The following is a 26,488-nucleotide window of genomic DNA, read 5'->3' as shown; positions in this document are numbered from 1 at the left end:
CTCATTAACGCTTGGCGCTGCGGGAGCCGGCCGTTTCCGGTTCCGTTACCGATCCTCGGCGACGGTCGACCCCCGAACTACGGACTACGGGTATCGTTAATGTGGTTGGCGGTGGAGGGATGCCTAGTGACTGACCGCCGCTCCGACCAACGAGGATGTGCTCTCTGTGGGGCGCCGCTGCCCGGCTCCGGCTCCGGTTCCGACCCCGGGGACTCGTCGGTCCCGACGAGTAGCGTTTACGGATCCGCGGCCGGACCCACGGGCCAGGGAGAGGGCGACCCGGACGAGCGCTACTGCTCGACCGGCTGTCGCGACGTCGATCGGACGCTCGAGTCGCCGTCCTCGAAGCGTGGTGCAGACGGGCCGGGAGAAGGGGGAGCGGAGTCGCTCGAGGGTCGTACGGCAGGGGGAGACAACGGAACCGACGCTGGTACTGGGGAAGGCACGCCCATCGAGAACGACGGCGACGAGCCCCAGGTCCGCACGTTCTTCCGGGTCGATGGCATGCACTCGGCGACCTGCGAGGCGTTCCTCGACTCGGTCGCCCAGCGCCGCGACGGCGTCGCCGACGCCGCTGCGAGCTACGTCACGGAGACGGTCCGCGTCGACCACGACCCCGCCCGCATCTCGACGTCGGATCTTCGGGACGCCCTGAGTACGGTGGGGTATACCGCGTACCTCCGGTCGGCGGCCACGGCGGACTCGGTGCCCGACGGAGCGACCGACGGCGAGCGTGGGACAGGAACCGAGGACGCGAAGGAGGACGGCGAGTACGGTCCCGCCGACGACACCGGTTCCACGCACCGTTCCAGGGAGATGACCGGCCTCCGGAAGCGCCGTTCGGACACCATGCTCGAGGTCCGGTACATCGTCGGCATCGTGTTCGGCTCGTTTCTGCTCGTGCCGTACTTCGCGGTTCTCTACCCGGTCTACCTCTCGTCGTTCGTCGACGGACCGATGCTCGCCCGATACGAGGACGCCTTCGCCGGCTTCGACGGCCTGCTGGTCCTACCGCTGTTTCTCGTGGTGTCCGGCGTGGTCCTCTATCTCACCGGCGGGCCGCTGTTACGCGGGGCCTACGTCAGCCTGAAACTGCGACGGCCGAACACCCACCTGCTGGCCGCGCTGACGATCCTGGCCGGCTTCGCCTACGGCACGCTGTCGATCTTCCGCGGCCGGATCGAGGTCTACTACGACCTGACGATCGTCGTCGCCGCACTCGTGATGGGCGCGGTGTTCTACGAGGCGACGGTCAAGCGCCGAGCGAGGGATCGGCTAACCGATCTGACGATTTCACAGGTCGATACGGCGCGGGTGTACGGATCCGGGCAGGACTCCGACGGGAAAACAGCGTCGGGGAAGGACGGACGCGAGGAGGGGAACGGAAACGGTGACGGGACGGCTACCGGACCCACCCGAACCGTCCCCATCGGCGACCTCGAGGGCGGCGAACGCCTGCTCGTCCGCGAGGGCGAACGGATCCCGGTCGACGGCGTCCTCGAGACGGCCTGTACGGTCGACGAGGCGGTCGTCACCGGTGAGTCGCTCCCGATATCAAAGGCCGAAGGCGATCCCGTCGTCGGCGGGTCGGTCGTTCGGTCGGGAGCGGCCGTCGTCGACGTCGGCGCGGAGACGACGAGCAGTATCGACCGGTTGACGGAAGCGGTCTGGAATCTCCAGAGCGCGACCCACGGCGTCCAGCGCCGGGCCGACTCCGTCGCCGCGGTGCTCGCACCGCTGGTCGTCGCCGCCGCCGTCGCCGTCGGCGTCACGACCCTTTTCCGCGGTGGAACGGCTATCGACGCCGCCGAGGCCATCATGCTGTCGATCATCGTCGCGAGCCCGTGGGCGCTCGGGTTCGCGACGCCCGCCTCGGTCGGCGCGGGGCTCCGGGAGGCCCTGGATCACGGCATCGTCGTCTTCGACGAGACCGTCCTCGAGCGGCTTCGGGATGTCGACGTCGTCGTCTTCGACAAGACGGGGACGCTGACCACCGGCGAGATGAGCGTTCTCGAGGCCGAGGGGCCGCCGGACCTGCTCGCGGCCGCCGGTGAACTCGAGCGGCGGGCGTCCCACCCGGTCGCTGTTGCGCTCGCGGATGCGTTCGCGGCCGACGAACCAGGGGACGGCGAGTTCGTCCCCGACGGCGGCGACGCCGCCGTCTCCCCCCGTGTCGAGGCGTTCGACGGCCTCGAGACCGGCGTGGCGGGACGGGTCGACGGTAGCCGGATCCTGGTCGGCCACCCCGACCTCTTCCGGGACCGCGGGTGGACGCTCGAGAGTGACCTGGAGGAACGGGTCCGCGAGGAACGCGGGTTCGGCCGGCTTCCCGTCGTCGTCGGCCGGGACGGGCGCGCGCAAGGGTTCGTCGTCGTCGGCGACGAGCCGCGAGCGGACTGGGACGACGCCCTCTCGAGTCTGGGGGAGCGAGAGCTCGAGGTCGTGGTGTTGACCGGGGACGACGAGGCCGCGACGGCGTTCTTCGCGGCCCACCCGGCGGTCGATCACGCCTTCGCGGGGGTGCCGCCGGACGGGAAGACGGCGACGATCCACCGGCTGAAAGATCGGGGGCAGGTCGCGATGGTCGGCGACGGGACGAACGATGCGCCGGCGCTCGCGGCGGCGGACCTGGGGATCTCGCTCGGCGGCGCGACCGCACTCGCGGCCGATGCGGCGGACCTCGCGATCGTCGAGGACACGCTTCCGACGGTCGAACGGGCGTTCGAACTGGCCGTCGCGGCGCGTCGGCGGGTCCGCGGGACGCTCGCACTGGCACTTTGCTACAACGCGGTCGTCCTCCCCGCTGCCGTGCTCGGTGTGCTGAACCCGCTCGTGACGACGGCCGCGGTCGCCGTCACCGCCGTGCTCGTCGCGGGGAACGCGGCGCGGCCGCTGCTCGAGTGAAACCGGGTGCCGTCGCTCGAGGGCGTGAAAACGACGCGTTTCGGTCGGTTTTCGGGGGTCGACCGGGACGACGGTTACTCCTCGAGCAGGGTCCACTCGCCGGGTCCGGCCGATTCGATGACCTCCCGACGCTCCATCTCCGAGAGGACCTCCGGGATGCGGTCCGGCTGGGCGATCTCCATCTCGATGCGGTCGATGCCGTGGAACTCGGCGAGGTAGCGGCGGATCTCCTCCTGGGTGAACGCCTCCGCGTCGGCCTGCTCCATCACGCCGGAGATGAGATCGACCATGTCCTCGATGAAGTTCCACGGGTAGACGATCCAGGTCCAGTCCTCGAGCCGTTCGCCGACGTAATCCGGTTCGTACTCGCTGGTGCCGAGCAACTGGAGCGTAGCGGTCCGGACCTCGCCGGCGTCGCGGTCGTCGACGTACTCGTAGGCGCGCTCGATCGAGCCGCCGGTGTCGGCGATGTCGTCGATGATGAGGACGTCTTTCCCCTCGACGCTGCCCTCCGGCATCGGGTAGCGAACGGTCGGCTCGCCGGACTTCTCGGCGGTGCCGACGTAGTGTTCCATCTTCAGGCTGGTCAGGTCGTCCATTCCGAGGAAATCACAGAGACATCGCCCCGCGAACCAGCCGCCACGCGCCAGCGCGACGATGACGTCCGGCTCGAACTCGTCGCGTCGCACGTCGTCGCTGACGTCCCGACAGAGGCTATATATGTACTCCCAGTTCGTGATCGTACAGTCGAAGTCGTCCGGTAGGTCGGACATCTGGTGGCCACCTGTTCGGGAGACTGGATTGCTATCCTCATAAGTGGGCTGAAACGGAGCCGACGTATGCTCTCGAGGTTATCATCGGCGCTCTCGACGGCTATCTACGGTGTTCTCCACGGAACCCACGTTATCGCCTAGATTTATAACTCATTACTATAACCTAGTTATCGATGGCAGAAACCCAGATCGCAGCCGCCCGCGAGGGGACGATTACCGACGAAATGAAGCGAGTCGCCGAACGCGAGAACCGGGAGCCGGAGTTCGTCCGGCAGCAGGTCGCCGACGGACAGGCCGTGATTCCGGCGAACCGGAACCACGACGCACTCGACCCGATGATCATCGGTCGCGAGTTCGCCACGAAGGTCAACGCCAACATCGGCAACAGCGAGGAGACGGACGACCTCGAGACCGAACTCCAGAAACTCCACACCGCGGTCCACTACGGCGCGGACACCGTGATGGACCTCGGTACTGGGAGCCGACTCGACGAAATCCGGGAGACGCACCTCGAGCACTCGCCTGTTCCGATCGGGACCGTCCCGCTGTACGAGGCCGTCAAGCGGGCGGGGAGTCCCGAGGAGATCACGACGGACCTGCTGCTCGAGGTCATCGAAAAGCAGGCGAAGCAGGGCGTCGACTACATGACGATCCACGCGGGGATCCTCGCCGAACACCTGCCGCTGACCGACGGCCGGAAGACCGGCATCGTCTCGCGGGGCGGTTCGATCATGGCGAAATGGATGGAGGAACACGGCGAACAGAACCCGCTGTTCCAGGTCTACGACGAGATCTGTGAGGTCTTCGCCGAGCACGACGTCACGTTCAGCCTGGGCGACAGCCTCCGTCCGGGCTCGATCGCCGACGCCTGCGACGAGGCCCAGTACGCCGAACTCGACACCCTGGGGGAGTTGACCCGCCGCGCCTGGGCCAACGACGTGCAGGTGATGGTCGAGGGTCCGGGCCACGTGCCGCTGCACAGGGTCGCCGAGAACGTCGAGCGCCAGCAGGAGGTCTGTGACGGCGCACCGTTCTACGTGCTCGGGCCGCTCGTGACCGACGTCGCGCCCGGGTACGACCACATCACGAGCGCCATCGGGGCCGCGACGGCCGCACGAGCCGGCGCGGCGATGCTGTGTTACGTCACGCCGAAGGAACACCTCGGCCTCCCCGACGAGGAGGACGTCCGCGACGGGCTCGCGGCCTACCGGATCGCCGCCCACGCGGGCGACGTGGCGAACGAACGGCCCGGCGCTCGAGACTGGGACGACGCGGTCTCCGAAGCGAGGTACGAGTTCGACTGGCGCGAACAGTTCCGTCTGGCACTGGATCCCGACCGTGCCCGCGAGTACCACGACGCGACGCTGCCCGAGGACAACTACAAGGAGGCGCGCTTCTGCTCGATGTGTGGCGTCGAGTTCTGTTCGATGCGGATCGATCAAGACGCGCGGGCTGACGACGGCGGGATGGAGGAACTCGAGACCGGGGCCGACGACGCCGGAACCGACCTCGAGTCCTCGCCCGCCGCCGAGGTAAATCGGCCGCCAGTCGGGGTCCACGACTCCGCCGATCTGCTGCCGATCGAGGACTGTGAGGCGTTCGGAGACGAGAGCGACGCGGAACCCGGTACCGCGAGCGACGACTGATACGGATCGTTGTAGCGTTTTACCGGTGATCGCTCCGACGGGACGGCGATCATCGGTAAAGAACTACGACGGACCGTGTGACCGCCGACCGGATCAGGGCGTCAGTACGGCCTTGATGCAGCCGTCCTCTTTCTCGTTGAACGTCTCGTACAGCTCCGGCCCGTCCTCGAGCGACGCCTCGTGGGTGATGACGAACGACGGGTCGATCTCGCCGTCCTCGATCTTCTCGAGCAGGGGGTCGAGATAGCGCTGGACGTGGGTCTGGCCGGTCTTGACCGTCAGCGCCTTGTTCATCAGCGGGCCGGTCGGGACGTTGTCCGAGCGGCCGAGGTACACCCCGGGGATCGAGAGCGTGCCGCCCTTCCGACAGCACCTGATCGCCTGCCGGAGGACGACCGGGCGGTCGTCCTGCAACATCACGTCCTGTTTGACCTCGTCGGTCGCCCCGACGACGCCGGTTCCGTGGGCCTCGGTTCCGACGGCGTCGATGCAGCGGTCGGGGCCGCGGGAGCCGGTCATCTCCATCAGCCGGTCGTAGACGTCCTCCTCCTCGAAGTCGATCGTCTCCGCGTCGGCGTGTTCGCGGGCCATCTCGAGGCGCTCGGGAATCCGATCGATCGCGATGATCCGGTCCGCGCCGAGCATCCGGGCGCTCTGGATGGCGAACTGGCCGACCGGGCCACAGCCCCAGACCGCGACGGTGTCGTTCTCCTCTATTTCCGCGTTCTCGGCGGCCATGTAGCCCGTCGGGAAGATATCCGAGAGGAACAACACCTGCTCGTCCGAGAGGTCGGAGTCGATTTTGACCGGGCCGACGTCGGCGTAGGGAACCCGTAGGTACTCCGCCTGCCCGCCCGCGTAGCCGCCGAGCATGTGCGAGAAGCCGAACAGCCCCGCCGGGGACTGGCCCATGATCTTGCTGGCGAGTTCGGCGTTCGGGTTCGAGTTGTCACACAGCGAGTACAGGTCCTCCTCGCAGAACCAGCAGCCGCCGCAACTGATCGTAAACGGGACCACCACGCGGTCGCCCACCTCGAGGCGGTCGACCTCCTCGCCGACCTCGACCACCTCGCCCATCGGCTCGTGGCCGAGCACGTCGCCCTCCCGCATCGAGGGCATGTAGCCGTTGTAGAGGTGCAGGTCGGAGCCACAGATCGCGGTGGCGGTGATCTCGACGATCGCGTCCGTCGGGTTGACGATCTCGGGTTTGGGAACCTCCTCGACGCGGACGTCCTGCTCGCCGTGCCAGGTGAGAGCCGTCATCGTGCCGTCCATCGTGGAGTCACTCAGTCACAACCCTCACCCACCCGGGAGGTAAATCGGGGGCCTGTTTGTGCGCCCGAGTGGGGCCGTACCGGGTCCGGACCGACGGTTCCGCCACGTGGCCGGCGAGCGGACCGCGCCACACCCGCTCGACAACTGCAGGCATCGTCGTTTTCCCCGCTCCAGGGCGACGGTAACGTGAGTTCTCATGAGCGATACACCGACCGACACCGACGCCGGAACGACCCGTGGTACCGAAACCGGACACGACACGCTCAACACGGACGTGATGCAGTGGGTGAGCGCCATCGTCGCGCTGGCGGGGCTGGGACTCGTGGCCTACCCGTTCATGTTCGAGGCCACTGAGGCGGCGATCTGGAACGACACCCTCGTGGGAACGGCGATCTTCCTGCTCGGCGGGTACAACTTCTACCGGTTGAGCAGGGACCGGCTGGCCAGCGTCGGGGTCGCCTCGCTGGCCGCCATCCTCGGGCTGTGGGCGCTCGCCTCCCCGACGGTCATCGAGATGGGGAGCAGCGAACTCGCGACCGCCACCGCCGCCGGCGGCCTGCTCACGGCTGCCCTCTCGGCGTACAGCGCCTACGCGAACAACAAGGCCGACGTCCCCGAGCGCACGCACGCTCGAGTCTAACACTGTCTCCGTCTCCGTCTCCGTCTCGCCGTCTTCCGTCTCCGTCCCGGGCTCGAGGCCGACGACGGCTCCAGTGCCCGAGGATTCATACGCCGGTCGCCCGATCGACGTCGTATGGAGACGACTCGGATCGTCCAGGTCGACGCGTTCACCGACGAACCGCTCGCCGGCAACCCCGCCGGCGTCGTCCCGGACGCGGACGACCTCTCGACGGAGCAGATGCAAGCGATCGCCGACGAGATGGCCGTTAGCGAGACCGCGTTCCTGCGCTCGAGCGCGGCGGCCGACCGCCGGATCCGCTACTTTACCCCGACCCAGGAGGTCGACCTCTGTGGCCACGCGACGATCGGCTCGTTCGCCTACCTCCACGAGCGCGAGGGCCTCGAGCCCGGTACGACGACGCTCGAAACGAACGTCGGTGTCCTCGAGATCGAGGTCGCCGAGGACGGGACGGTCTGGATGACCCAGGACGCCCCACAAATTCGCGAGGTCGACGTCGGTTACGACCGTGTCGCCGACGCGCTCGGCGTCGACCGGGCCGCACTCGAGGGGGCCAGCGACGACATTCCGCTGGCCGTCTCCTCCACGGGGCTTCCCTTTCTGATCGTCCCGATCACGTACCTCTCGGATCTGGGAAGCGCCGACCCCGACATGAACGCGGTCGAGGACCTCGCGGACGCGGTCGACGCGGCCGGCGTCTATCTCTTCACCTTCGACGCGCTCGAGCGGGAGTCGACGCTGCACGGACGGATGTTCGCGCCGGGCGCGGGCGTGCCCGAGGACCCAGTCACCGGCACCGCGAGTGGGGCCGTCGGCGCGTACCTCGATCGCTTCGGCGCGTTCGACGACGAGTTCCCCGAGGAACTCCGCCTCGAGCAGGGTCACTACGTCGACCGGCCGGGGATCGTCCGGGTTCGGGTCGGCAACAAGGACGGGGAAGGCGTTCGAGTCGGCGGCCGCGGCGTCGTCGCGCTCGAAGGGTCACTGGTCGTCCCGGACGACGAGGAAGACGAGATCCTCGAGGCCTGAGCCCGGACGAATTCGGCGATCGGGCCGTTCACGGCGGCGGAAATTGGGACTCGGCGGTCTCCTCGCGAGAACCCGACGGATCGGACAGGATTCCCCGCATCGTCGACCGCTGGTTGACGAATGCCCGCTCAAACCGAATACAAATAACATTCGTAGCCCTGTTTCGAGAAATAGAAAACGAATGCGGAACACTTAACCGTGTATCGGGGTTTTGGATAGTTGCAATGGCAAACGGTACGGTTGACTTCTTCAACGACACTGGCGGTTACGGTTTCATCGAGACTGAGGACTCCGACGACGACGTGTTCTTCCACATGGAGGACGTTGGCGGCGAGGATCTGACCGAAGGAACCGAGATCGAATTCGACATCGAACAGGCCCCCAAGGGCCCCCGCGCGACGAACGTCGTTCGGCAGTAATCAGGCTCACCGCTGTCGCCGCCAGGCGATACTGTGTGCTTCGATTTTTCGCGACGCATACCGACCCAGAGTTCCGACGCCGTCGGTTCAGTAGTGGCGTCGATCACCCCGTGGAGTAATGGTCTCGAGCGGCGAATATCGCTGGACCGCACAGAAACTCATTCGAAGCCGAGTTTCGAATCATGGCGACCGTTCGCAACCTTCTTTATTCGGTCTGCTGACCACCCAAATAGCATGGCTGTACTCTGGCTGGACGAGATCAGCGCCGGCGACCTCGAGAAGGTCGGCGGCAAAGGTGCCTCCCTCGGGGAGCTTACCGGTGCGGGACTGCCCGTTCCGCCCGGATTCGTGGTCACGGCCGGGACCTACCGATCGTTCATCGAGGAAGCGGGAATCGACGAGGAGCTGTTCGCGGCCGTCGACGTCGACGTCGAGGACTCGAGCGCCCTCGCCGACGCCGCCGACCGCGCGCAGGAACTGATCCTCGAGACGCCGTTCCCCGAGGAGCTTCGCGAGGAGATCCTCGAGTCCTACCACGAGGTGGGTGACGGGGAGGCGTTCGTCGCGGTCCGCTCGTCCGCGACCGCGGAGGACCTTCCGGACGCCTCCTTCGCCGGCCAGCAGGAGACGTTCCTCAACGTCACCGAGGAGGCCCTGCTCGATCGCGTCCGGGAGTGTTGGGCCTCGCTCTTTACGCAGCGGGCGATCTACTACCGCCAGGAGCAGGGGTTCGACCACTCCGCGGTGAACATCGCCGTCGTCGTCCAGCAGATGGTCGACGCCGACAAATCCGGCGTGATGTTCACCAGCCACCCCTCGACGGGCGACCCGACGATGATCATCGAGGCCGCCTGGGGGCTGGGCGAAGCGGTCGTCTCCGGGGCCGTCTCGCCGGACAACTACGTCGTTCCCCGCGACGGCGGCGACCTCGAAGTGACCGTCGCCGAGAAGAAGGTGATGCACGTCAAAGACGAGGAGACCGGCGAGACCGTCGAGCGCGATGTGCCGGAGGGGAAGCGAAACGCGCGTGTCATCGCCGACGACGAGATCGACGCCCTCGTCGAACTCGGCGAGCGCGTCGAGGACCACTACGACAACCCACAGGACGTCGAGTGGGCGATCGCCGACGGTGAGGTCTACATGCTGCAGTCGCGCCCGATCACGACGATCAGCGAGGGCGAGACCGGGGCCGGAGACGTCGCGGATCCGACCGAGGCGGGCATCGACCCGACGAAGGGCGTCACCGACGGCAGCGGCGCGAAAGCCGCCCAGAGCCGGGCCGACTCCGGAGCCGCGAGCAACGACGAGACCGGGGACGTCATCGTCGACGGCCTGGGCTCGAGCCCGGGTACCGTCAGCGGTGCCGCCCGGATCGTCGAGAAGTTGGACGACCTCGACAGGGTCGGCGAGGGCGACGTCATCGTCACCGAAATGACGATGCCCGACATGGTGCCGGCGATGAAACGCGCCTCGGGGATCGTCACCGACGAGGGCGGCATGACCAGCCATGCCGCGATCGTCTCCCGCGAACTCGGCGTGCCCGCGATCGTCGGCACGACCAACGCCACGACCGTCCTCGAGGACGGCCAGGTCGTCACGCTCGACGGCGACAAAGGACAGGTCCTCGAGGGCGAGGTCGTCGAACCCGAGGAGGAGACCGAACCCGTCGAGGAGGTCCGGCCGCAGTCGCCGGTCAAGCCGATGACCGCGACGGAGGTGAAGGTCAACGTCTCCATCCCCGAGGCGGCCGAACGCGCCGCCGCGACGGGGGCTGACGGCGTCGGCCTGCTCCGGATGGAACATATGATCCTCTCGCTGAACCGCACGCCCGCGAAGTTCATCGAGGAGGAGGGCGAGGACGCCTACATCACGCAACTCGTCGAGGGGATCCGGGGCGTCGCCGACGAGTTCTACCCGCGGCCAGTCCGCACGCGCACCCTCGATGCGCCGACCGACGAGTTCCGCCAGCTCGAGGGCGGCGAGGACGAACCCGACGAGCACAACCCGATGCTTGGCTATCGGGGGATCCGCCGATCGCTCGACCGGCCGGACGTCTTCGCCCACGAACTCGAGGCGTTCCGCCGGCTCTACGAGATGGGCTACGACAACGTCGAGATCATGTTCCCGCTGGTCAACGACGCGGAGGACGTCTACCGCGCGAAGTCGCTCATGCGGGAGGCGGGTATCGACCCCGAGAAGCGCAAGTGGGGCGTGATGATCGAGACGCCGGCCTCGGCGCTGGCCGTCGAGGAGATGGCCGACGCCGGCATCGACTTCGCCTCCTTCGGGACGAACGATCTGACCCAGTACACCCTGGCGGTCGACCGCAACAACGAGAACGTCGCCGACCGGTTCGACGAGTTGCACCCCTCCGTGCTGCGGCTGATCGGCGACGTCATCGAGACCTGCCGCGAGCACGGCGTCGACACGAGCATCTGCGGCCAGGCCGGGTCCAAACCGGAGATGGTCCAGTACCTCGTCAACGAGGGGATCAGCTCTATTTCGGCGAACATCGACGCGGTGCGGGACGTCCAGCACGAGGTCAAGCGCGTCGAGCAGAAACTGCTGCTCGATTCGGTTCGCTGAAATCTCGAGCAGCGGACCCGATCCCGAATCCGAACCCGAATCCGAACCCGGACCCGAACACGACCGCACTCCGCTCCCACGGACTGGGACCACTCCCTCCCCGTTTCCGGACGTTTCGTAGGGTCTCGAAACGCAACGAATATCCGACCGATTCCCGTCTACGATAATATGCGCGCCGAGCCACAGTCGTTCGACCGGGTGCTCTCCTCGATGTGTACCGAACCGCACCCGGCAGCCCGCGAGGCCGCAGAACGGTTCCTCGCGACGAATCCCGGCGACCCCGGCACGTATCAAACCGCCGCCGCCCTCGAGGACCGGGCCGTCGCCATGCTCGGAGAGATCGTCGGCCTCGAGATCGATACGGCCGACGCCATCGGAGCCGCTGACGAGGACGGGTCCGGGGGGCCGACCGGCTACGTCACCAGCGGCGGGACCGAGGCGAACGTCCAGGCCGTGCGAATCGCCCGCGAGCGTGCCGCCCGTGGCACTGATCGCCCGTCCGTCGTCGTCCCCGAATCGGCGCACTTCAGCTTCCGGAAGGCCGCGGACCTCCTGCAGGTCGACCTCGAGGTCGTTCCCACGGCCTCGGATCACCGCGTGGACCTCGACGCCGTCCGCGCCGCGGTCGACGAGGATACCGCGGCCGTGGTCGGCGTCGCGGGGTCGACCGAGTACGGCCGGGTCGATCCGATCCCCGAACTCGGCGAAATCGCCACGTCGGTCGACGCCCTGTTGCACGTCGACGCCGCCTGGGGCGGGTTCGCCCTGCCCTTTACCGACCGCGAGTGGCACTTCGGCCACGCCGCGGTCGACACGATGGCGATCGACCCGCACAAGATGGGCCAGGCCGCCGTCCCGGCCGGTGGGTTGCTCGTGCGCTCGGCCGACCTGCTCGACGAACTCGCCGTCGACACGCCCTACCTCGAGTCGACCTCGCAGGCGACGCTCACCGGAACGAGATCGGGCGCGGGCGTCGCCAGCGCGGTCGCGGCGATGGAGGAACTGTGGCCCGACGGCTACCGCGACCAGTACGTCCGCTCACAGCACAACGCCGAGTGGCTCGCCGATCAACTCGAGTCCCGGGGGTACGACGTCGTCGAGCCTGTCCTGCCGCTGGTCGCGGCGTCGATCCCGACTTGGCTGTTCGAGTCGCTCCGGGCGGAAGGGTGGCGTCTCTCCCGGACCGGCGACGACGAGCGGGTTCGGTTCGTCTGCATGCCCCACGTCACCCGCGAGATGCTCGAGTCGTTCCTCGCGGACCTGGATCGACTCGAGTCCCGGGCCGCGCGGGCGGTTCCGAGTCCCGGCGAGTGACGGCGCGGATCGGTTCGCGCCGGGCGGTAGCGTTCGTGTTCAGCGTTCGACGTACAGTATTCGACGATCGTACCACACCTATTATCGACCGTCGCGCCGAACCGTGTGGTATGGAAACGAACGTCTGTTCGATCGATCGGACCGTTCGGCTCTCGCTGGGTGCCGTCCTCGCAGCCGTCGGAATCGCCGCTCTCGGCGGTGTTCTGGCGACCGCGCCCGTCGTCGGCGCCGTCGCGCTCGTCGTCGGCGTCGTGTTGCTGGGGACGGGGGCGACGCAGCTCTGTCCGGTGTACCGACTGCTGGGAATCAATACCTGCGGCGACTGATCCGTCGCCGTTCGAACTCCCGAGTTCGCTCGAGTCGCGGCCGGGATCGACGGCCGGAACCGATACACGTTTTGTCGCTGCGCCGGGAGTAGCGCCCGATGGATCGACTGGACGCGGTCGCCGTCATCGGCTCCCTCGTGCTCGTTGCCACCGCGGCGGCGCTCTCGCTCGAGCCCGTCCTGGTTGCGGCCGCGTTCGGCGGCTTTCTGCTGTCGCTGTCGCTGTGGCGGCTGTACGGCGGCCGCCCCTGGGAGGCGCTGGGCTGGTTCGTCTGGGTCTGGACCGCCGCGGTCGTCGTCCTCGAGTTGCCGACGGCGACGTTCGCGGTGGCGTTCGTCGGTACGGGCGTCCTCGGCGCGATGTTGTTGCTCGGCGGCCGGTACGACGTGCTGGCGGACGTCTGGACGATTGACCGCTGAGTTGCCGTCGCATGGCAACCGTTATACACGTTCGGCCGTAACCTGGACTCGAGAATGACGGATCTCCCGCCCGTCGACTCGTTCTACTCGATGCCGATGTAGCCGTCGCTGTCCTCGGGGGGAGCGTCGCCATGGATCGATACCGAGCCCGATCATACGGGTGCGGGCAACGCGAAACCCGACGCGTGCGGTCCGACCGATAGCGGCATCGCTTGCGAAATCGACCGAAAACCGGCGGGTTTTACGCCCGCCACCGAGAGAGTACGTACATGAGCACCGGACCCGACGAGTTTCCGACGGACCGTCCCGCGGTGGTGACCTGCGGCCTCCCGTACGCGAACGGGGACCTGCATATCGGTCACCTCCGGGGGTACATCGGCGCAGACGCTTACAACCGCGCGCTGGGGACCCTGGGCCAGCAATCCGTCTACGTTTGCGGCTCGGACATGCACGGCACGCCCGTCGCCGTCAACGCCGAGCAGCAGGGCGTCGACCCCGAAGACTTCGCGCTGGAATGGCACGAACAGTACGAGGAGACGTTCCCGAAGTTCAACGTCGAGTTCGACAACTACGGACACACCCACGACGAGACCAACACCGAACTCACCCAGGACATCGTCCGCACCCTCGACGAGGAAGGGTACGTCTACGAGAAGGAGATCCAGGTCGCCTACGACCCCGACGCCGACCAGTACCTCCCCGACCGCTACGTCGAGGGGACCTGCCCCTACTGTGGCGCGAAAGCCCGCGGCGACGAGTGCGACGAGGGCTGTCAGCGCCACCTGGAGCCCGGTGAGGTCGAGGACCCGACCAGTACGATCACGGGCAACCCCGCGGAGTACCGCGACCGAACCCACAAGTTCTTCGAGGTCTCGGAGTTCGCTGAGTTCCTGACGGACTTCCTCGACGACCTCGAGGGCACCTCGAACGCGCGCAACCAGCCGCGACAGTGGATCGAAGACGGCCTGCAGGACTGGTGTATCACGCGGGACATGGACTGGGGGATCGACTACCCCGGGACCGATGGCGAAGACGGTGAGGACCTCGTCCTCTACGTCTGGGTCGACGCCCCGATCGAGTACATCTCCTCGACCAAGCAGTACTCCGAGCGCGTCGGCAGCGACGAGTACGACTGGGAACAGGTCTGGCGGGAGGAAGGCGACATCGTCCACTTCATCGGCCGCGACATCATCCAGCACCACACCATCTTCTGGCCCGCGATGCTCGAGGGTGCCGGTTACAACAAACCGCGGGGCGTCGCCGCGACCGGTTTCATCACTATCAACGGCAAGGGCCTCTCGACCAGCCGGAATCGTGCGGTCTGGGCCAGGGAGTACCTCGAGGAAGGGTTCCACCCCGACCTGCTGCGGTACTACCTCACCACGACCGGCGGCCTCCAGCAGGACGTCGACTTCTCCTGGGACGCCTTCCAGGAGAAGGTCAACGGCGAGCTCGTGGGGACCGTCGGCAACTTCTGGTACCGCTCGCTGCTCTTTGCCTACCGCAACTACGAGGGGACGCCCAAAGCGGACGTCTCCGAGGACGTCGAGAACCGGATCAACGGCGCGATCGAGGACGTCCGCGAGGCGGTCAACGACTACTCGCTGCGCGGCGTCGGCGCGGCGGCCAGGGAACTGGCCCAGTTCGGCAACGAGTACATCCAGCGCAACGAGCCCTGGAAGCTCACCGACGACGATCCCGAGCAGGCCGCACAGGTCATCCGCGACTGCGTCCAGATCGCCAAGGCCGTCGCCGTCCTCCTCGAGCCCATTGCCCCCGACAAGGCCCAGAGACTGTGGGAGCAACTGGGCGAGGACGGCGAAATCGCCGACGCCCACCTCGAGCACGCCCTCGAGGCCCCGCCGCGGACCTTCGAGGAGCCCGGCGAACTCTTCGAGAAGATCGAGGACGACCGGGTCGCGGAACTCAACGAGAAACTCGAGGAGCGGGTGGCTGCCGCGGCGGACGACGGGGAAGAGGAAGACGAAGGCGACGAGGAAACCGAAAACGACGACACCACCGGGGACGAAGCCGACGACATGGCAGACGTAGACGACCTCGAGCCGCTGGCCGAGGATCGTATCGGCTTCGAGGAGTTCCAGGACGTCGACATGCGCGTCGGCCGCATCGAGACCGCCGAAGGCATCGAGGGAGCGGACGACCTCGCGCGCCTCGAGGTCGACATCGGCTTCGAGACCCGCCAGGTCGTCGCGGGTATCAAGCAACTCCACGACCTCGACGAACTCCCTGGCGAGAAGTGCATCCTGCTTGCGAACATGGAGCCCGCCGAACTGTTCGGCGTCGAGTCCAACGGGATGATCCTCGCCGCGGGCGACGAGGCGGACCTGTTGACGACTCACGGGGACGCTGAAGTCGGCGAGAAGGTGCAGTAATCGGTACAGCGTCCCGCCCACAGTGAGGCGGGTGCCCCACTGTTTTCCGTCTAGAACAGCCCCGTCACCGTCCCGTCCGCTTCGAGGTCCATCTCGAGCGCGGCCGGATCGGACGGCAGCCCCGGCATCGTGAGCACGTCGCCGGTGAGCGCGACGACGAAGCCTGCGCCCGCCGACGGGCGCAGTTCGCGTACCGTCAGTTCCCACCCCTCCGGCGCGCCGTTTTTCGACGGATCGTCGCTGAAGGAGTAGGGCGTCTTCGAGAGACAGACCGGCGCTCGCTCGAGGTCGACCCGCTCGAGGCGCTCGAGGTCGTCGCGGGCGTCCGACGTGAAGGTGACGCCGTCGGCGCCGTACACCTCGGTCGCGACGGTTCGGATCTTCTCCTCGACTGGGGCGTCCCGGTCGTATAGCGGCGCGAACTCGCCGTCGTGGTCCGCGACGGCAGCGTCGACGGCCTTCGCGAGGCCGACCCCGCCCTCGCCGCCGTCCCGGTAGACGGTCGATTCGGCCGCCCGGACGCCGAGGTCCTCCCGGCAGTGCTCAAGGATCGCGTCGACCTCCTCGTCGGTATCGCCGGGGAACCGGTTGACCACGACGACGACGGGGACGCCGTACTTCTGCAGAACCGAGACGTGCCGGTCGAGGTTCTCGAAGCCAGCACGGACCGCGTCGACGTCGGGTTCCTCGAGGTCGTCGAACTCGACCGGCCACATGTCCTTCCCGTGGTACTTCAGCGCGCGGACGGAGACGACGAGCGTCGCGGCCGCGGGTTCGATGTCGGCGGCGGGCGCGACGATGTCGAAGAACTTCTCGGCGCCGAGGTCGGCGCCGAAGCCGGCCTCGGTGACGACGTAGTCGGCCAGCGCGCCGCCGACCGCGTCGGCGACGATCGAGTTCGTTCCGTGGGCGATGTTCGCGAACGGACCGCCGTGGACGAACGCCGGGGTGCCCTCGATGGTGCCGACGACGTTAGGCTGGAACGCGTCCTTGAGCAGGACGGCGACCGCGCCGGTGACGCCGAGGTCGTCGACCGTCACGGGCTCGTCGTCGGCGTCGTAGGCGACGACGATGCGGCCGATCCGCGCTTTGAGGTCGGCGACGCCGTCCGCGAGACAGAGGACGGCCATCAGTTCCGAGGCCGCGGTCAGGACGAACCCGCCCTCGCGGGGCGGGCCGTTCGTCGAGCCGCCGAGGCCGACGACGGTCTCGCGTAGCGCCCGGTCGTTGGCGTCGATCGCCCGCGGCCAGACGACCTCGGTGACGTCGATCCCCGCGTCGTTGCCCTGGTGGACGTGGTTGTCCAGCGTCGCCGAGATGAGGTTGTGCGCCGACGTGATCGCGTGCAGATCGCCCGTGAAGTGGAGGTTGATGTCCTCCATCGGGAGCACCTGCGAGTAGCCGCCGCCCGCTGCGCCGCCCTTGATGCCGAAGACGGGGCCCAGTGACGGCTCCCGGACCGCCGCGACCGCCGTCTTCCCGAGGCGATCGAACGCCTGGGCGAGCCCGACGTTCGTCACCGTCTTCCCCTCGCCGCGGGGTGTCGGTGTCATCCCGGTAACGAGTACGTACCGCGCGTCGCGCTCCCGGTCGGCGAGCCTGGCCGTCGTCTCCGGGGAGAGTTTGGCGACGTGGTCGCCGTACGTCTCGAGGTCCGCGGGCTCGAGGCCGAGCGGTGCGACGACCTCCTCGATCGGCCGTTTCGTCGCGTTTCGGGCGATCTCCGCGTCCGATGGGATCGTCTGCTCCGGCGGTGGCGTTGACATACGAGTCGCTTCGCCGCGCTCGGAGTCAAATACTCCACCTGATTACCACGGCATGGGAACACGTGTGTCGTCTTGTGGGCCGTTCAGCGAACGTGTACATCGCCGAACGGTCCTGGTCGTTCCTCGTGGGTCGGCCCGCGCCGGTCCCACCGACCCCGCCCTTGTCCGCGTTGTCGCCCGCTCGGAATCGGAGGTACACTTAACCGCGATTCCGCCCGAACGACCGCGTATGGGAACCGCCGACGATCCGCCGAGTCCGTTCCTGGGGTCGGACCCGGACCCCCCGGAGTTCGAGTCCAGCAAGAGCGTCTGCCCGTTCTGCGGGGTCGGCTGCGGGATCGAACACGCGAACGGCGACAAGGCGACCGGCTGGAAGGGGTCGGTCAACCAGCGCGGCGAGGTCTGTCCGAAAGGCGTCGCCGCCTTCGAACCCGTCCGCCACGAGAAGCGCCTCGTCCGACCGCTCGTCCGCGAGTCCGGCACCCACGTCGTCGCGCCGTGGGAGGAAGCACTCGAGCGAATCGAAGCCGGCGTCCGCGAGGTCGTCGACGAACACGGCCCGGAGTCGGTCGCGTTCTTCGCATCCTCGAGTTGCACCAACGAGGAGAACTACCTGGTCCAGAAGATCGCTCGCGCGCTGGGCACGAACAACGTCGACAACTGCGCGCGGCTCTGTCACTCTTCGACGGTGGCGGCGATGGTCGAACGATTCGGAGCCGGCGCGATGACCAACACGCTCGAGGACGTCGGCGAGGCCGACGCCTTCCTCGTCTGTGGCGCGAACCCGGCCGAACAGCACCCGATCGCGTTCCAGTCGTACCTCTCCCCGGCGGTCGACGACGGCACGACGCTGATCCACGTCGATCCCCGCGAGAACGCGACGACCGCGGAGGCCGACGTCCACCTGCCGGTCACGCCCGGCTACGACATCCCGCTGTTGAACGCGATGGCGAAGGTCGTCGTCGAGGAGGAACTGGTCGACGAGGCGTTCCTCGACGAGCGCGCCGAGGGCCGGGCGGCGTTCGAGGCCCACCTCGAGGACGTCGACGTCGAGGCCAACGCACGCGAGGCGGGCGTCGATCCGGACGACCTGCGGGCGGCGGCACGAGCATACGGCGAGGCCGACCGCGCGGCCGCGTTCACGGGGATGGGAATGAGCCAGCACCACTGCGGGACGGACAACGTCCACGCGCTGATCAACCTCGCCGTCCTCACCGGCAACGTCGGGAAGCCGGGGACCGGGATCAACCCGTTGCGGGGCCAGAACAACGTCCAGGGGGCCAACGACGTCGGCGCACGACCGGGCGACCTTCCGGGATATGACCCCGTCACCGACGCCGATGCCCGGGATCGCTGCGCCGAGGTCTGGGGGTTCGAACCGCCAGCCGAACCCGGTCGAACCCAGGTCGAGTGGGCCCGCTCGGTCGGCGACGACGGGGTCCGTGCGGCCGTCGTCTTCGGCGAGAACCCCGCCGTCACCGAACCGAACGCGAACGAGGTCGCCGACGCGCTCGCCGACCTCGACTTCCTCGCCGTCATCGACCTCTTCGAGACCGAGACCGCAGAGCTCGCGGACGTCGTCCTCCCGGGTAGCTCGTGGGCTGAAAAGGCGGGCACGGTCACGAACACCGATCGCCGGGTCCAGCGGATGCGGCCGAGCGCCGACCCGCCCGGCGAGGCGCGTCGCGACCTCGAGATCCTGCAGGAGGTCGGCCGGCGGCTCACCGGCCCCGACCTCGCGTTCGACTACGACGGTCCCGCGGACGTCTTCGCGGAACTGACCGAGGTGACGCCGATCTACGGCGGTATGTCCTACGGGGAGATCGGCGAGGGCTACCAGCGATGGCCGTTCCCGGCCGGGGCCGAGTCGGGAACCGACGTGCTCCACGAAGGGGAGTTCGCGAGCGGCGACCGGCGGACGGAGCTGGCCCCCGTCGACCACGTCCCGCCGGCCGACGACCTCGCGGACGACCAGCTGGTGCTCACGACGGGCCGGGTGCTCCAGCACTTCAACAGCGGCGCGCTCACCCGCCGCTCGGGGACCCTGATGCGACTGCGCGGCGAGGACGTCGTCCAGCTCCACCCCGACGACGCCGACGCGCGGGGGATCGAGGACGGCGACGAGGTACGCCTCTCGAACGAACGCGGAGCCGTGACGGTCGCGGCGGAGGTGACGCCGTCGATCACGCGGGGGACAGTCTTCACCACGTTCCACTACGCGGAGCCGTTGATCAACGTCCTCACCGGCGACGCGCTCGATCCGGTGGCGAAGATCCCGGAATACAAACACAGCGCGGTGACGGTCGAGCGGGTCTGAGTTCGTCGTCGCCCGCCCGAGAGTTCGAGGCGGACACCCGATCACCCTCGAGCCGCCGTCGGTCCGGCTCCGGTCGCGAGAGCTAGATCTCGTCGACCAGGTGCGAGAAGTCGTCAGTGTCGACGATCTCCATCGTCTCGCCGGCGAGCCCGTGCCGGCGAAGCGTCAGCGCCGACTTGAACGCCGACTCGTGGTCGTCCGCGTCGAAGATCACCAGGAAGTCGTGTTGCCCGAGGATGGCGTAGGAGTCCACGAGTTCGGCCTCGTGTTGCTCGAACTCCGTCCGAATCTCGCCCCAGATCGAGGCGAGTTCCTGCGTGTTCTGGACCTCGCGATCGGTGACGTCGATGAGGGACACGTACGTGGGCACGTTCGTTCGCAACACCGGTCGACGGAAAACGGTTCACGTGGCACAGGACGGCAGAAATCCGAACTCGAGACCGAGTAAAGAAGAGGCTTTTTGGGGGTGCTCGCGCTATTTCGGCCCATGAGAAACGCGAAGATCGTCTGTACCCTGGGGCCGGCCTCGAGCGACCGGCGCACGATCCGGGACCTCGCCGAAGCCGGCATGTCGGTCGCCCGGCTGAACGCGAGCCACGGCAGCCGCGAGGATCGGGCCGACCTCATCGACCGCGTCCGCAGCGTCGACGAGAAGCGCGACGAACCGGTCGCCGTCATGCTCGACATGCAGGGCCCCGAGATCCGCACCGCACCCCTCACGGAGGGCGAGACCGTCACCCTCGAGACCGACTCCGAGATCCGCTTCGTCGAGGGCGACGAGGTGGCTCCGGATACGGTCGGGCTCTCGCTTCCGATCGACGCCGTCGAGCCCGGGGACCGCATCCTGCTCGACGACGGGCTGATCGAGACAACCGTCGTCGACACGGACCTGGAGAGCGAGGAGCGACACGCTTCGAACTCCTCGAGCGAACGGGACTCGCGAGAGCGCGAGGACGCCGTCCTCGCCCGCGTCGACACCGGCGGCGAACTGGGCGGCCGGAAGGGGGTCAACGTCCCCGGCGTCGACCTCGACCTCGACGTCGTCACCGAGAGCGACCGGAAGGATCTCGAACTCGCCGCCGAGAAGGAGGTCGACTTCGTGGCCGCGAGTTTCGTCCGGGACGCCGAGGACGTCTACGCGGTCAACGAGGTCCTCGATGAGTTAGGCGCCGACATCCCGATCGTCGCCAAGATCGAGCGGGCGGGCGCGGTCGAGAACCTGGACGAGATCATCGAGGCCGCCTACGGCGTGATGGTCGCCCGCGGCGACCTGGGCGTCGAGTGTCCGATGGAGGACGTCCCCATGATCCAGAAGCGGATCATCCGCAAGTGTCGGGAGGCCGGATCGCCCGTCATCACCGCCACGGAGATGCTCGACTCGATGGTCACGGCTCGCCGCCCGACGCGGGCCGAGGCGTCGGACGTGGCGAATGCCGTCCTCGACGGCACCGACGCCGTGATGCTCTCGGGCGAGACCGCGATCGGCGACCACCCCGTCGCCGTCGTCGATGCGATGGACAGCATCGTCCGCCAGGTCGAGAACTCCGAGGAGTACGAGGAACTGCTCGAGCAGCGCGTCCCGACCGCAGGGGAGGCCCGGACGGACGCGCTCGCGCGCTCGGCCCGCTTTCTCGCCCGCGACGTCGGCGCGGAGGCCGTCGTCGCGGCCACCGAGTCCGGCTACACGGCCCTGAAGACGGCCAAGTATCGGCCCGGCGTCCCCGTCGTCGCCTCCACACAGAACCACGAGGTGCGCCGTCGGCTCGCGCTCTCGTGGGGCGTCACCCCGCTGTACGCCCGGGTTTCCGACCAGGGGGCCGACGCCGTCGTCGAGAAGGCAGTCCAGGCCGCGCTCGACGCCGGCGTCGCCGACAGCGGCGATACGGTCGTCGTCCTCTGTGGCATGATGACCGACCTCGAGGGTGCGAGCACGACGAACATGATGAAGGTCCACGTCGCCGCGGAGGCGCTGACGACCGGTCGGGTCGTCGTCGACGGCCGGGCAACGGGGCCGATCGCACGCACGACGGACGGCGACCTCTCCGAGGTCCCCGAGGGCGCTATCCTCGCACTCCCGGCGGACTTCGACGAGGAGTTCGACGGCGACGTGAGCAAGATCGGCGGTATCCTCAACGCCCAGCGCGGGATGACCGGCTACCCCGCGCTGGTCGCTCGCGAGATGGATATCCCGATGATCAGCGACGCGGAGGTCTCCGAGACCGACGTCGGGACGACGGTGACGCTCGACGCCGAGCGCGGGGTCGTCTACCGCGGCGAAATCGGCGACCGAACGGAACGCACCTGAAGCGATCCCGACCTGCGTCCCACGGGTTTTTGACTGCAGGTCTATTACGAACGTGCATGGCAGACGACGGGACCGGAACGGATGGCCGCGGGGGAGACGGCGAGAACCGACCCGACCGGCCGCCCTCTCATCCGTCGGACGCGGGTGTGGATCCGAATTCGGGTTCGAACGTAACCGAGAACGGGAACGTAACCGAGAACGGGAACGGGAACACGAGCACGAATCGGAACTCGGACGCGAACGTACCACGCTCGAGCCCCGATGGGATCGACGGCGATCATGATCATGATCCTGATCCTGATCGTGAGCGCGCCCACGACCGGATCCGCATGGACCTCTCGAGTGACGAGGAATCGGCTCGCGACCCCGCCGAGGACGAACCCGACGACCAGTACACGCCCGAACCGGGCTCGACCCCGATCGAAGCCGGCGATCCCGACCTCGAGAACGCGGTGTTCGTCGTCCTCGGTGCGCTCGCGATGATGCTCGTGATCGCTCGGCTGGTCGCGTTACCGCTCTGACTCGTACCGCTTTGATCCGGTCCGTCCGATTCGTGCCTAACGGCTCGAACGGCTATCGAATCGACACAACAGCTATAGGTACACCGTGTGATGTGTCGAAACGAACCGATGTCCGTCCAGTCGGCCCTCGACCGGTACGCCGCGGACGTTCCCTACGAGAGCCTCTCGCGGGCGTTCCTCGAGCACGATCGCTGGACCGGCGACGACCCCCGTCTGCTGCTTGCGGAGGCGGCCGCCTCGACGACCGGACAGGGGTTCCGCGCCGGGATCTACCCGACCGTCGAACGGTTCCGCGAGGCGTTCGTCGAAACCGGCCGGGTCCGCTCGTTCGCCGACCTCGCGGCCATCGACCTCGAGAACGAGGAACTCGTGGCGGCGTTCGGCGCACAGCGGAAACGCCGGGTATTGCTCGAGGCCGCGGCCACACTCGCCGACCGCCCCGAGGACGACGACCTCGCCGCACTCGAGGCGTGGGCGGCCGAGGCCGACCACTACCGGTACGCCGAGGATCCGATCGGATCGATCTCCGGCGTCGGCCCCGCGACCTTCCAGTACCTCAGACAGTTCGCGGGCGTCGACGCGGTGCGGCCGGATCCGACCGTCGTCGCCTTCCTCGAGGACCTCGACGCCGACCTCGAGTCCTCGCCGATCGATACGAGCGAGCCACGCCGGACGATCGCCTCCTGCGAGTGGCTATCCGTCGTCTCGACGTACCGGCCGATCGACCTCGATCGCATCGCGTGGTGGCACGGGACCGACGAGGACGAGCGCCGTGCGGTCCTCGCGATCCGGGAACCCGGCGGCCTCGAGTCGGAGTGAGCGGCAGCCGCTGGCGTGAACCCCGAGGCCGGGTCGACTTACAGGGATAGATCCTGGAGTCGCTCGAGCCCGTTTTCGGCTTCCGTCTTCGTCGTCTCGAGCGGTTCGACGACCTCGCTAGGGAGGTCGGTTCGCTGCGCGAGTGTCAACAGCGTCTCGAGTTTGCTGATCTCGAGGCGTTCGATCGAACGTCCCAGTTCCGCCTCGACGAGGTCGCCCAAGTTGGGGTCTTGCAGATCGTCGACGAGGTCCTCGCGCTCTCCGGAGTCCGTCGAGGGATGGGCTCTCGACAGGACCTGGTTCGACCTCCACCTCGATGGCGTCGAATCTCGGCTCGAGCCGGCCGACCTGCTCCGTCGTCCGCTCGCCGTGAGCCATGTAGAACTCCTCCAGTTCCTCGTCGGTCGCGGCCTCCGCGAGTGCCGGCTGGAACTCCTCGAGTTCCCGTTCCAGGTGGTACAGTTCCTCGAGCGTCCGGACGAAGAGGTCGCGTTCGTTGTCGAGCATCCGGTGGACGTCTCCACTCGGAAGCGCAAGGGGGTTGGCCCGTCGCCTGAAACGCCTCGGGTTCCGCGCGTGGCTGCCGGTCAGGCGTCCTCGAGTCGTGCGTCCGTAATCCGCAGTCGGCCGCGAGTCCCCTCCCACTCCGTCTCGTACTCGAGGTCGATCCGCCGATCCATGTGTGGGGCGTCCACGACCAGCGTCTCGAACTCGCCGCCTTCCCCTAGCACGTGGACGCCGTACTCCTCGTTGAGGCGCTCGAGGTCCGCAAGCGCCGCCCGATCGAGGGTGCGGCCGAGCCAGGACTCGTCCAGGCCGTGGGCCGCGACCTGGATGATCTCGATCTCGAAACCGGCCTCGAGCATCGCGTTGGCCAACTTGCGGGGATCTTCCTGCCAGAGCGGGGCGAACAGCTCACAGCCCAGCCGGTCGCACATTCCCTCGATCCGACTCGTCTGGTACTCGCTCTCGACTGCGCCCGCCGTGACGCCGGCGATACCCCCCTCGAGGTCGTCGTCGAGATCCTGCAGTGCGGCCTCGAGCGGTTCGAGTTCGTCGTCGCCCTGCACGCTCGAGTCGGTCGCCGCGTCGGCCTCGAAGTCGTCGGGCTCGACCTCGAGGAGTTCGATGCCGATGCTCTCGGCCGCCAGGGCGGCAAGATCAGTCGCCGGGACGTGGTACATGTAGGAGTCGCCGTCGGGGTGGACGGTGACGAGCCGTCGCACGTCGAGTCCCTCCTCCAGCGCCCGGTACAGCGCCCACGAGGAGTCCTTGCCGCCCGAGAAGAGGCTCACCCACGCGCCGTTGTCGCTCATGCTCGAGGGTTGGGGGCCGAGGGTAAAGGGATGACGAGTCGTCGGTTATCGGGAGTCGTCGCCTTCGCTTTCCCTCTCGCCCTCCGGATCGGTCTCGTCGCCCTGCACGCTCGAGTCAGGTTCGACGTCGGCGTTGGAGTCGGACCTCGATGGCTCCGTCTCCGTCTCCGTCTCCGTCTCCGTCTCCGTTTCTGTTTCCGGACGGGGCTCGGGGCGTCCGTCGGCTTCTGTCCCAGTTCCGGTATCGACACCGGAACCGGAACCGGAACCGGAACTGCCTCCACGAACCGTCTCGACGCCTCCGTCGGCGTTCGGACCCACCGGCTCCGGACCGCCGTCCGTCAGCCCCGACTCCACATCGGCCTCCGCTTCCGCGTTCGACCCGCTCTCCTCGCTCACCTCGAGGTCGTCCGTGCCGCTCAGCGACGAGGCGACTCGGGCCCCGACGAGGCTCACCGCGATCGCAGTCGCGACGTACAGCACCAGCCGTTCCTCCACTGCCAGCGCAAACCCTTCGATGGCCAGCGGGCCGTAGACGGCCGACGGTACCTCGAGCGATCCGATCACCCCCTGTTGCTCGAGGAAGTACGCCGAGAACCCGCGAAGCACCAGCGCGACCGCAAGCAAGATAAACGGGAGGTTGAGGTAGGACTGCCGGACCGGTTCCTCACTGATCACCTCGTCCAGCAGGCGGCCGGCGCTGGCCGTGATCCCGGCCATCGCGAGCCACGGCACGCTGTCGAAGAGGAACTGCATCGTCAGCACGACTACGCTCTGGGGATCCCCGAGGTTCGAGACCCCGAGTGCGCCGGCGAACAGCCCGACCAGCGTCAGCCCGGCGGCGACGACGTAGGTGACGACCGACACCTGGCCGGAGTACAGCGCCTCCCGGGCCTGGTGGGCGACGCCGGTCACGATCTCGTCGACGTTGAACCCCTTGTACAGCAGGAAAAGGCCGATGACGGTCGTGATCGCGGCTGCGCCCTCGGCCGGACCGACGACGGTCGCGAGCATCGGGAACACGAGCAGGGTCAGCCCGAGCGGGACGAGGATCGTCTGGCGTAGCTCCTCGTCGGCGAGAAACTGCTTCAGCAGGTAGTAGGTGGACTCGATGTCCCGGGCCTGGCGAACGACCACTCGATCGACGGAGTCGACCTGAACGCGGCTCTCGACGATCGGGACCAGCCGTTCGTCTTCCGCGCTGTCGATGACGACCACCGCCGAGTCGGGATCGTGCTCGGCGATGAGTTCGTCGAGTTGGCGAGCGACTGCTCTGTCGGCCGACACCATCGACTCCCGATCCCCCGAGACAACCGCGACGACGGTGTCCTCGTTCTCGTCGCGCAGGTCCTGGGCGACCCGTAGCGTCTCGAGCAGGGAGTTGACTCCCGAATCCTCCGGATCCGCGAGCCCGATATCCGTCACGAGCGCGCGAACTGCCTCCCAGCCGACGATAGGGGACCGGAGTCCGGTCTTGCGGCCCACGTCGTCGGTCCGGTCGAGACAGACGACCAGCGTTGACACGGTAGTCGTTCCTTGCTGTGTGACGATAAAACCCACTTACTCGTTCGACCCGAGCGCCGTGCCGGACCGAGGCCTGAACCGGGTTCGACCCCCTCGAGACGCCAGAGAAGAAACGTGTACCAGCGGTTCGGCCAACCTTCGCACGTCTAGCAGTCGTCGGGACGCGGCCGCCTGAAAACGATACGACGCGATCGGC

At 67.8% G+C, this 26,488-nt stretch carries 22 protein-coding genes; 14 read left to right on the top strand and 8 right to left on the bottom strand.

Going from position 1 to position 26,488, the window contains the following annotated elements; genetic code table 11:
* Positions 1-126 precede the first annotated feature (126 nt).
* The gene (locus tag CHINAEXTREME_RS00580; RefSeq protein ID WP_007143754.1) at positions 127-2,904 is read left to right on the top strand and encodes a heavy metal translocating P-type ATPase; all 2,778 of its coding nucleotides are present in this window, start codon (positions 127-129) and stop codon (positions 2,902-2,904) included.
* Positions 2,905-2,978: 74 nt separating this feature from the next.
* Here the strand turns inward: CHINAEXTREME_RS00580 and CHINAEXTREME_RS00575 are convergent, their stop codons facing one another.
* Positions 2,979-3,677 carry a phosphoribosyltransferase gene (locus CHINAEXTREME_RS00575; protein WP_007143755.1) on the bottom strand — a complete coding sequence of 233 codons (699 nt, stop codon included), beginning with the start codon at positions 3,675-3,677 and terminating at the stop codon, positions 2,979-2,981.
* Positions 3,678-3,850: 173 nt separating this feature from the next.
* Here CHINAEXTREME_RS00575 and thiC point away from each other — a divergent pair, with 173 nt between their 5' ends.
* Positions 3,851-5,323, top strand: a complete 1,473-nt coding sequence (gene thiC, locus CHINAEXTREME_RS00570) for a phosphomethylpyrimidine synthase ThiC (protein ID WP_007143756.1) — start codon at positions 3,851-3,853, stop codon at positions 5,321-5,323.
* Between the two features lie 93 nt (positions 5,324-5,416).
* On the opposite strand, the gene CHINAEXTREME_RS00565 is transcribed toward thiC, so the two are convergent.
* Positions 5,417-6,586: a zinc-dependent alcohol dehydrogenase gene (locus CHINAEXTREME_RS00565; protein WP_007143757.1), complete on the bottom strand. Its 1,170-nt coding sequence runs from the start codon at positions 6,584-6,586 to the stop codon at positions 5,417-5,419.
* A 208-nt stretch (positions 6,587-6,794) separates the two neighbouring features.
* On the opposite strand from CHINAEXTREME_RS00565, the gene CHINAEXTREME_RS00560 reads away from it, so the two are divergent.
* From CHINAEXTREME_RS00560 to metG, 8 genes are all read left to right on the top strand, one after another.
* Entirely contained in the window at positions 6,795-7,238 is a 444-nt protein-coding gene (locus CHINAEXTREME_RS00560) for an SPW repeat domain-containing protein (protein ID WP_007143758.1), read from the top strand.
* Positions 7,239-7,352: 114 nt separating this feature from the next.
* Positions 7,353-8,267 carry a PhzF family phenazine biosynthesis protein gene (locus CHINAEXTREME_RS00555; protein ID WP_007143759.1) on the top strand — a complete coding sequence of 305 codons (915 nt, stop codon included), beginning with the start codon at positions 7,353-7,355 and terminating at the stop codon, positions 8,265-8,267.
* 224 nt (positions 8,268-8,491) lie between these two features.
* The gene (locus tag CHINAEXTREME_RS00550) at positions 8,492-8,686 is read left to right on the top strand and encodes a cold-shock protein (protein ID WP_006672078.1); all 195 of its coding nucleotides are present in this window, start codon (positions 8,492-8,494) and stop codon (positions 8,684-8,686) included.
* 234 nt (positions 8,687-8,920) lie between these two features.
* Positions 8,921-11,272: a phosphoenolpyruvate synthase gene (gene ppsA, locus CHINAEXTREME_RS00545; protein ID WP_007143760.1), complete on the top strand. Its 2,352-nt coding sequence runs from the start codon at positions 8,921-8,923 to the stop codon at positions 11,270-11,272.
* A gap of 168 nt (positions 11,273-11,440) precedes the next feature.
* Positions 11,441-12,586, top strand: coding sequence for a tyrosine decarboxylase MfnA (gene mfnA / locus CHINAEXTREME_RS00540; protein WP_007143761.1), 1,146 nt, complete (start codon positions 11,441-11,443; stop codon positions 12,584-12,586).
* A gap of 110 nt (positions 12,587-12,696) precedes the next feature.
* A complete protein-coding gene (locus CHINAEXTREME_RS00535; protein WP_007143762.1) occupies positions 12,697-12,912 on the top strand; it encodes a YgaP family membrane protein in 216 nt (71 codons plus the stop codon).
* A 98-nt stretch (positions 12,913-13,010) separates the two neighbouring features.
* Positions 13,011-13,331: a hypothetical protein gene (locus CHINAEXTREME_RS00530; RefSeq protein ID WP_007143763.1), complete on the top strand. Its 321-nt coding sequence runs from the start codon at positions 13,011-13,013 to the stop codon at positions 13,329-13,331.
* Between the two features lie 269 nt (positions 13,332-13,600).
* Positions 13,601-15,724 (top strand): methionine--tRNA ligase, encoded by a 2,124-nt coding sequence (metG, locus tag CHINAEXTREME_RS00525; RefSeq protein WP_007143764.1) that lies wholly within the window; start codon positions 13,601-13,603, stop codon positions 15,722-15,724.
* Between the two features lie 50 nt (positions 15,725-15,774).
* Here metG and CHINAEXTREME_RS00520 read toward each other — a convergent pair whose 3' ends face one another.
* Positions 15,775-17,490, bottom strand: coding sequence for a formate--tetrahydrofolate ligase (locus CHINAEXTREME_RS00520; protein ID WP_007143765.1), 1,716 nt, complete (start codon positions 17,488-17,490; stop codon positions 15,775-15,777).
* 229 nt (positions 17,491-17,719) lie between these two features.
* Here CHINAEXTREME_RS00520 and fdhF point away from each other — a divergent pair, with 229 nt between their 5' ends.
* Positions 17,720-19,807 carry a formate dehydrogenase subunit alpha gene (fdhF, locus tag CHINAEXTREME_RS00515; protein WP_007143766.1) on the top strand — a complete coding sequence of 696 codons (2,088 nt, stop codon included), beginning with the start codon at positions 17,720-17,722 and terminating at the stop codon, positions 19,805-19,807.
* Between the two features lie 82 nt (positions 19,808-19,889).
* On the opposite strand, the gene CHINAEXTREME_RS00510 is transcribed toward fdhF, so the two are convergent.
* Complete coding sequence (locus tag CHINAEXTREME_RS00510; RefSeq protein WP_029601482.1) at positions 19,890-20,177, bottom strand: GYD domain-containing protein; 288 nt, start codon at positions 20,175-20,177, stop codon at positions 19,890-19,892.
* Positions 20,178-20,294: 117 nt separating this feature from the next.
* Between CHINAEXTREME_RS00510 and pyk the strand changes: the two genes are divergently transcribed.
* The 3 genes from pyk (at position 20,295) to CHINAEXTREME_RS00495 (ending at position 23,452) form a co-directional block, all read left to right on the top strand.
* Positions 20,295-22,112, top strand: a complete 1,818-nt coding sequence (gene pyk, locus CHINAEXTREME_RS00505) for a pyruvate kinase (protein WP_007143768.1) — start codon at positions 20,295-20,297, stop codon at positions 22,110-22,112.
* 56 nt (positions 22,113-22,168) lie between these two features.
* A complete protein-coding gene (locus CHINAEXTREME_RS00500; RefSeq protein ID WP_007143769.1) occupies positions 22,169-22,633 on the top strand; it encodes a DUF7312 domain-containing protein in 465 nt (154 codons plus the stop codon).
* 108 nt (positions 22,634-22,741) lie between these two features.
* A complete protein-coding gene (locus CHINAEXTREME_RS00495; RefSeq protein ID WP_044961532.1) occupies positions 22,742-23,452 on the top strand; it encodes a hypothetical protein in 711 nt (236 codons plus the stop codon).
* 38 nt (positions 23,453-23,490) lie between these two features.
* Here CHINAEXTREME_RS00495 and CHINAEXTREME_RS22485 read toward each other — a convergent pair whose 3' ends face one another.
* The 4 genes from CHINAEXTREME_RS22485 to CHINAEXTREME_RS00480 all read right to left on the bottom strand — a co-directional run bounded on the left by CHINAEXTREME_RS22485 (position 23,491) and on the right by CHINAEXTREME_RS00480 (position 26,292).
* A complete protein-coding gene (locus CHINAEXTREME_RS22485) occupies positions 23,491-23,637 on the bottom strand; it encodes a DUF892 family protein (protein ID WP_338013395.1) in 147 nt (48 codons plus the stop codon).
* Complete coding sequence (locus CHINAEXTREME_RS00490; RefSeq protein WP_238593328.1) at positions 23,570-23,959, bottom strand: DUF892 family protein; 390 nt, start codon at positions 23,957-23,959, stop codon at positions 23,570-23,572. The genes CHINAEXTREME_RS22485 and CHINAEXTREME_RS00490 overlap by 68 nt, the downstream gene beginning before the upstream one ends.
* A gap of 80 nt (positions 23,960-24,039) precedes the next feature.
* Positions 24,040-24,768, bottom strand: coding sequence for a diphthine--ammonia ligase (locus CHINAEXTREME_RS00485; protein ID WP_007143772.1), 729 nt, complete (start codon positions 24,766-24,768; stop codon positions 24,040-24,042).
* Between the two features lie 45 nt (positions 24,769-24,813).
* Entirely contained in the window at positions 24,814-26,292 is a 1,479-nt protein-coding gene (locus CHINAEXTREME_RS00480) for a DUF373 family protein (protein ID WP_007143773.1), read from the bottom strand.
* Positions 26,293-26,488 lie beyond the last annotated feature (196 nt).

Origin of the sequence: Halobiforma lacisalsi AJ5, from assembly GCF_000226975.2 — an archaeon.
GTDB lineage: Archaea > Halobacteriota > Halobacteria > Halobacteriales > Natrialbaceae > Natronobacterium > Natronobacterium lacisalsi.
This window is presented reverse-complemented; position numbering and strand designations above follow the sequence as displayed.

Excerpts from the sequence above, each read along its gene's own strand:
- CHINAEXTREME_RS00575 (WP_007143755.1), bottom strand. The coding sequence starts at position 3,677 with ATGTCCGACCTACCGGACGACTTCGACTGTACGATCACGAACTGGGAG.
- thiC (WP_007143756.1), top strand. The coding sequence starts at position 3,851 with ATGGCAGAAACCCAGATCGCAGCCGCCCGCGAGGGGACGATTACCGAC.
- CHINAEXTREME_RS00565 (WP_007143757.1), bottom strand. The coding sequence starts at position 6,586 with ATGACGGCTCTCACCTGGCACGGCGAGCAGGACGTCCGCGTCGAGGAG.
- CHINAEXTREME_RS00560 (WP_007143758.1), top strand. The coding sequence starts at position 6,795 with ATGAGCGATACACCGACCGACACCGACGCCGGAACGACCCGTGGTACC.
- CHINAEXTREME_RS00555 (WP_007143759.1), top strand. The coding sequence starts at position 7,353 with ATGGAGACGACTCGGATCGTCCAGGTCGACGCGTTCACCGACGAACCG.
- CHINAEXTREME_RS00550 (WP_006672078.1), top strand. The coding sequence starts at position 8,492 with ATGGCAAACGGTACGGTTGACTTCTTCAACGACACTGGCGGTTACGGT.
- ppsA (WP_007143760.1), top strand. The coding sequence starts at position 8,921 with ATGGCTGTACTCTGGCTGGACGAGATCAGCGCCGGCGACCTCGAGAAG.
- mfnA (WP_007143761.1), top strand. The coding sequence starts at position 11,441 with ATGCGCGCCGAGCCACAGTCGTTCGACCGGGTGCTCTCCTCGATGTGT.
- CHINAEXTREME_RS00535 (WP_007143762.1), top strand. The coding sequence starts at position 12,697 with ATGGAAACGAACGTCTGTTCGATCGATCGGACCGTTCGGCTCTCGCTG.
- CHINAEXTREME_RS00530 (WP_007143763.1), top strand. The coding sequence starts at position 13,011 with ATGGATCGACTGGACGCGGTCGCCGTCATCGGCTCCCTCGTGCTCGTT.
- metG (WP_007143764.1), top strand. The coding sequence starts at position 13,601 with ATGAGCACCGGACCCGACGAGTTTCCGACGGACCGTCCCGCGGTGGTG.
- CHINAEXTREME_RS00520 (WP_007143765.1), bottom strand. The coding sequence starts at position 17,490 with ATGTCAACGCCACCGCCGGAGCAGACGATCCCATCGGACGCGGAGATC.
- fdhF (WP_007143766.1), top strand. The coding sequence starts at position 17,720 with ATGGGAACCGCCGACGATCCGCCGAGTCCGTTCCTGGGGTCGGACCCG.
- pyk (WP_007143768.1), top strand. The coding sequence starts at position 20,295 with ATGAGAAACGCGAAGATCGTCTGTACCCTGGGGCCGGCCTCGAGCGAC.
- CHINAEXTREME_RS00500 (WP_007143769.1), top strand. The coding sequence starts at position 22,169 with ATGGCAGACGACGGGACCGGAACGGATGGCCGCGGGGGAGACGGCGAG.
- CHINAEXTREME_RS00495 (WP_044961532.1), top strand. The coding sequence starts at position 22,742 with ATGTCCGTCCAGTCGGCCCTCGACCGGTACGCCGCGGACGTTCCCTAC.
- CHINAEXTREME_RS00490 (WP_238593328.1), bottom strand. The coding sequence starts at position 23,959 with ATGCTCGACAACGAACGCGACCTCTTCGTCCGGACGCTCGAGGAACTG.
- CHINAEXTREME_RS00485 (WP_007143772.1), bottom strand. The coding sequence starts at position 24,768 with ATGAGCGACAACGGCGCGTGGGTGAGCCTCTTCTCGGGCGGCAAGGAC.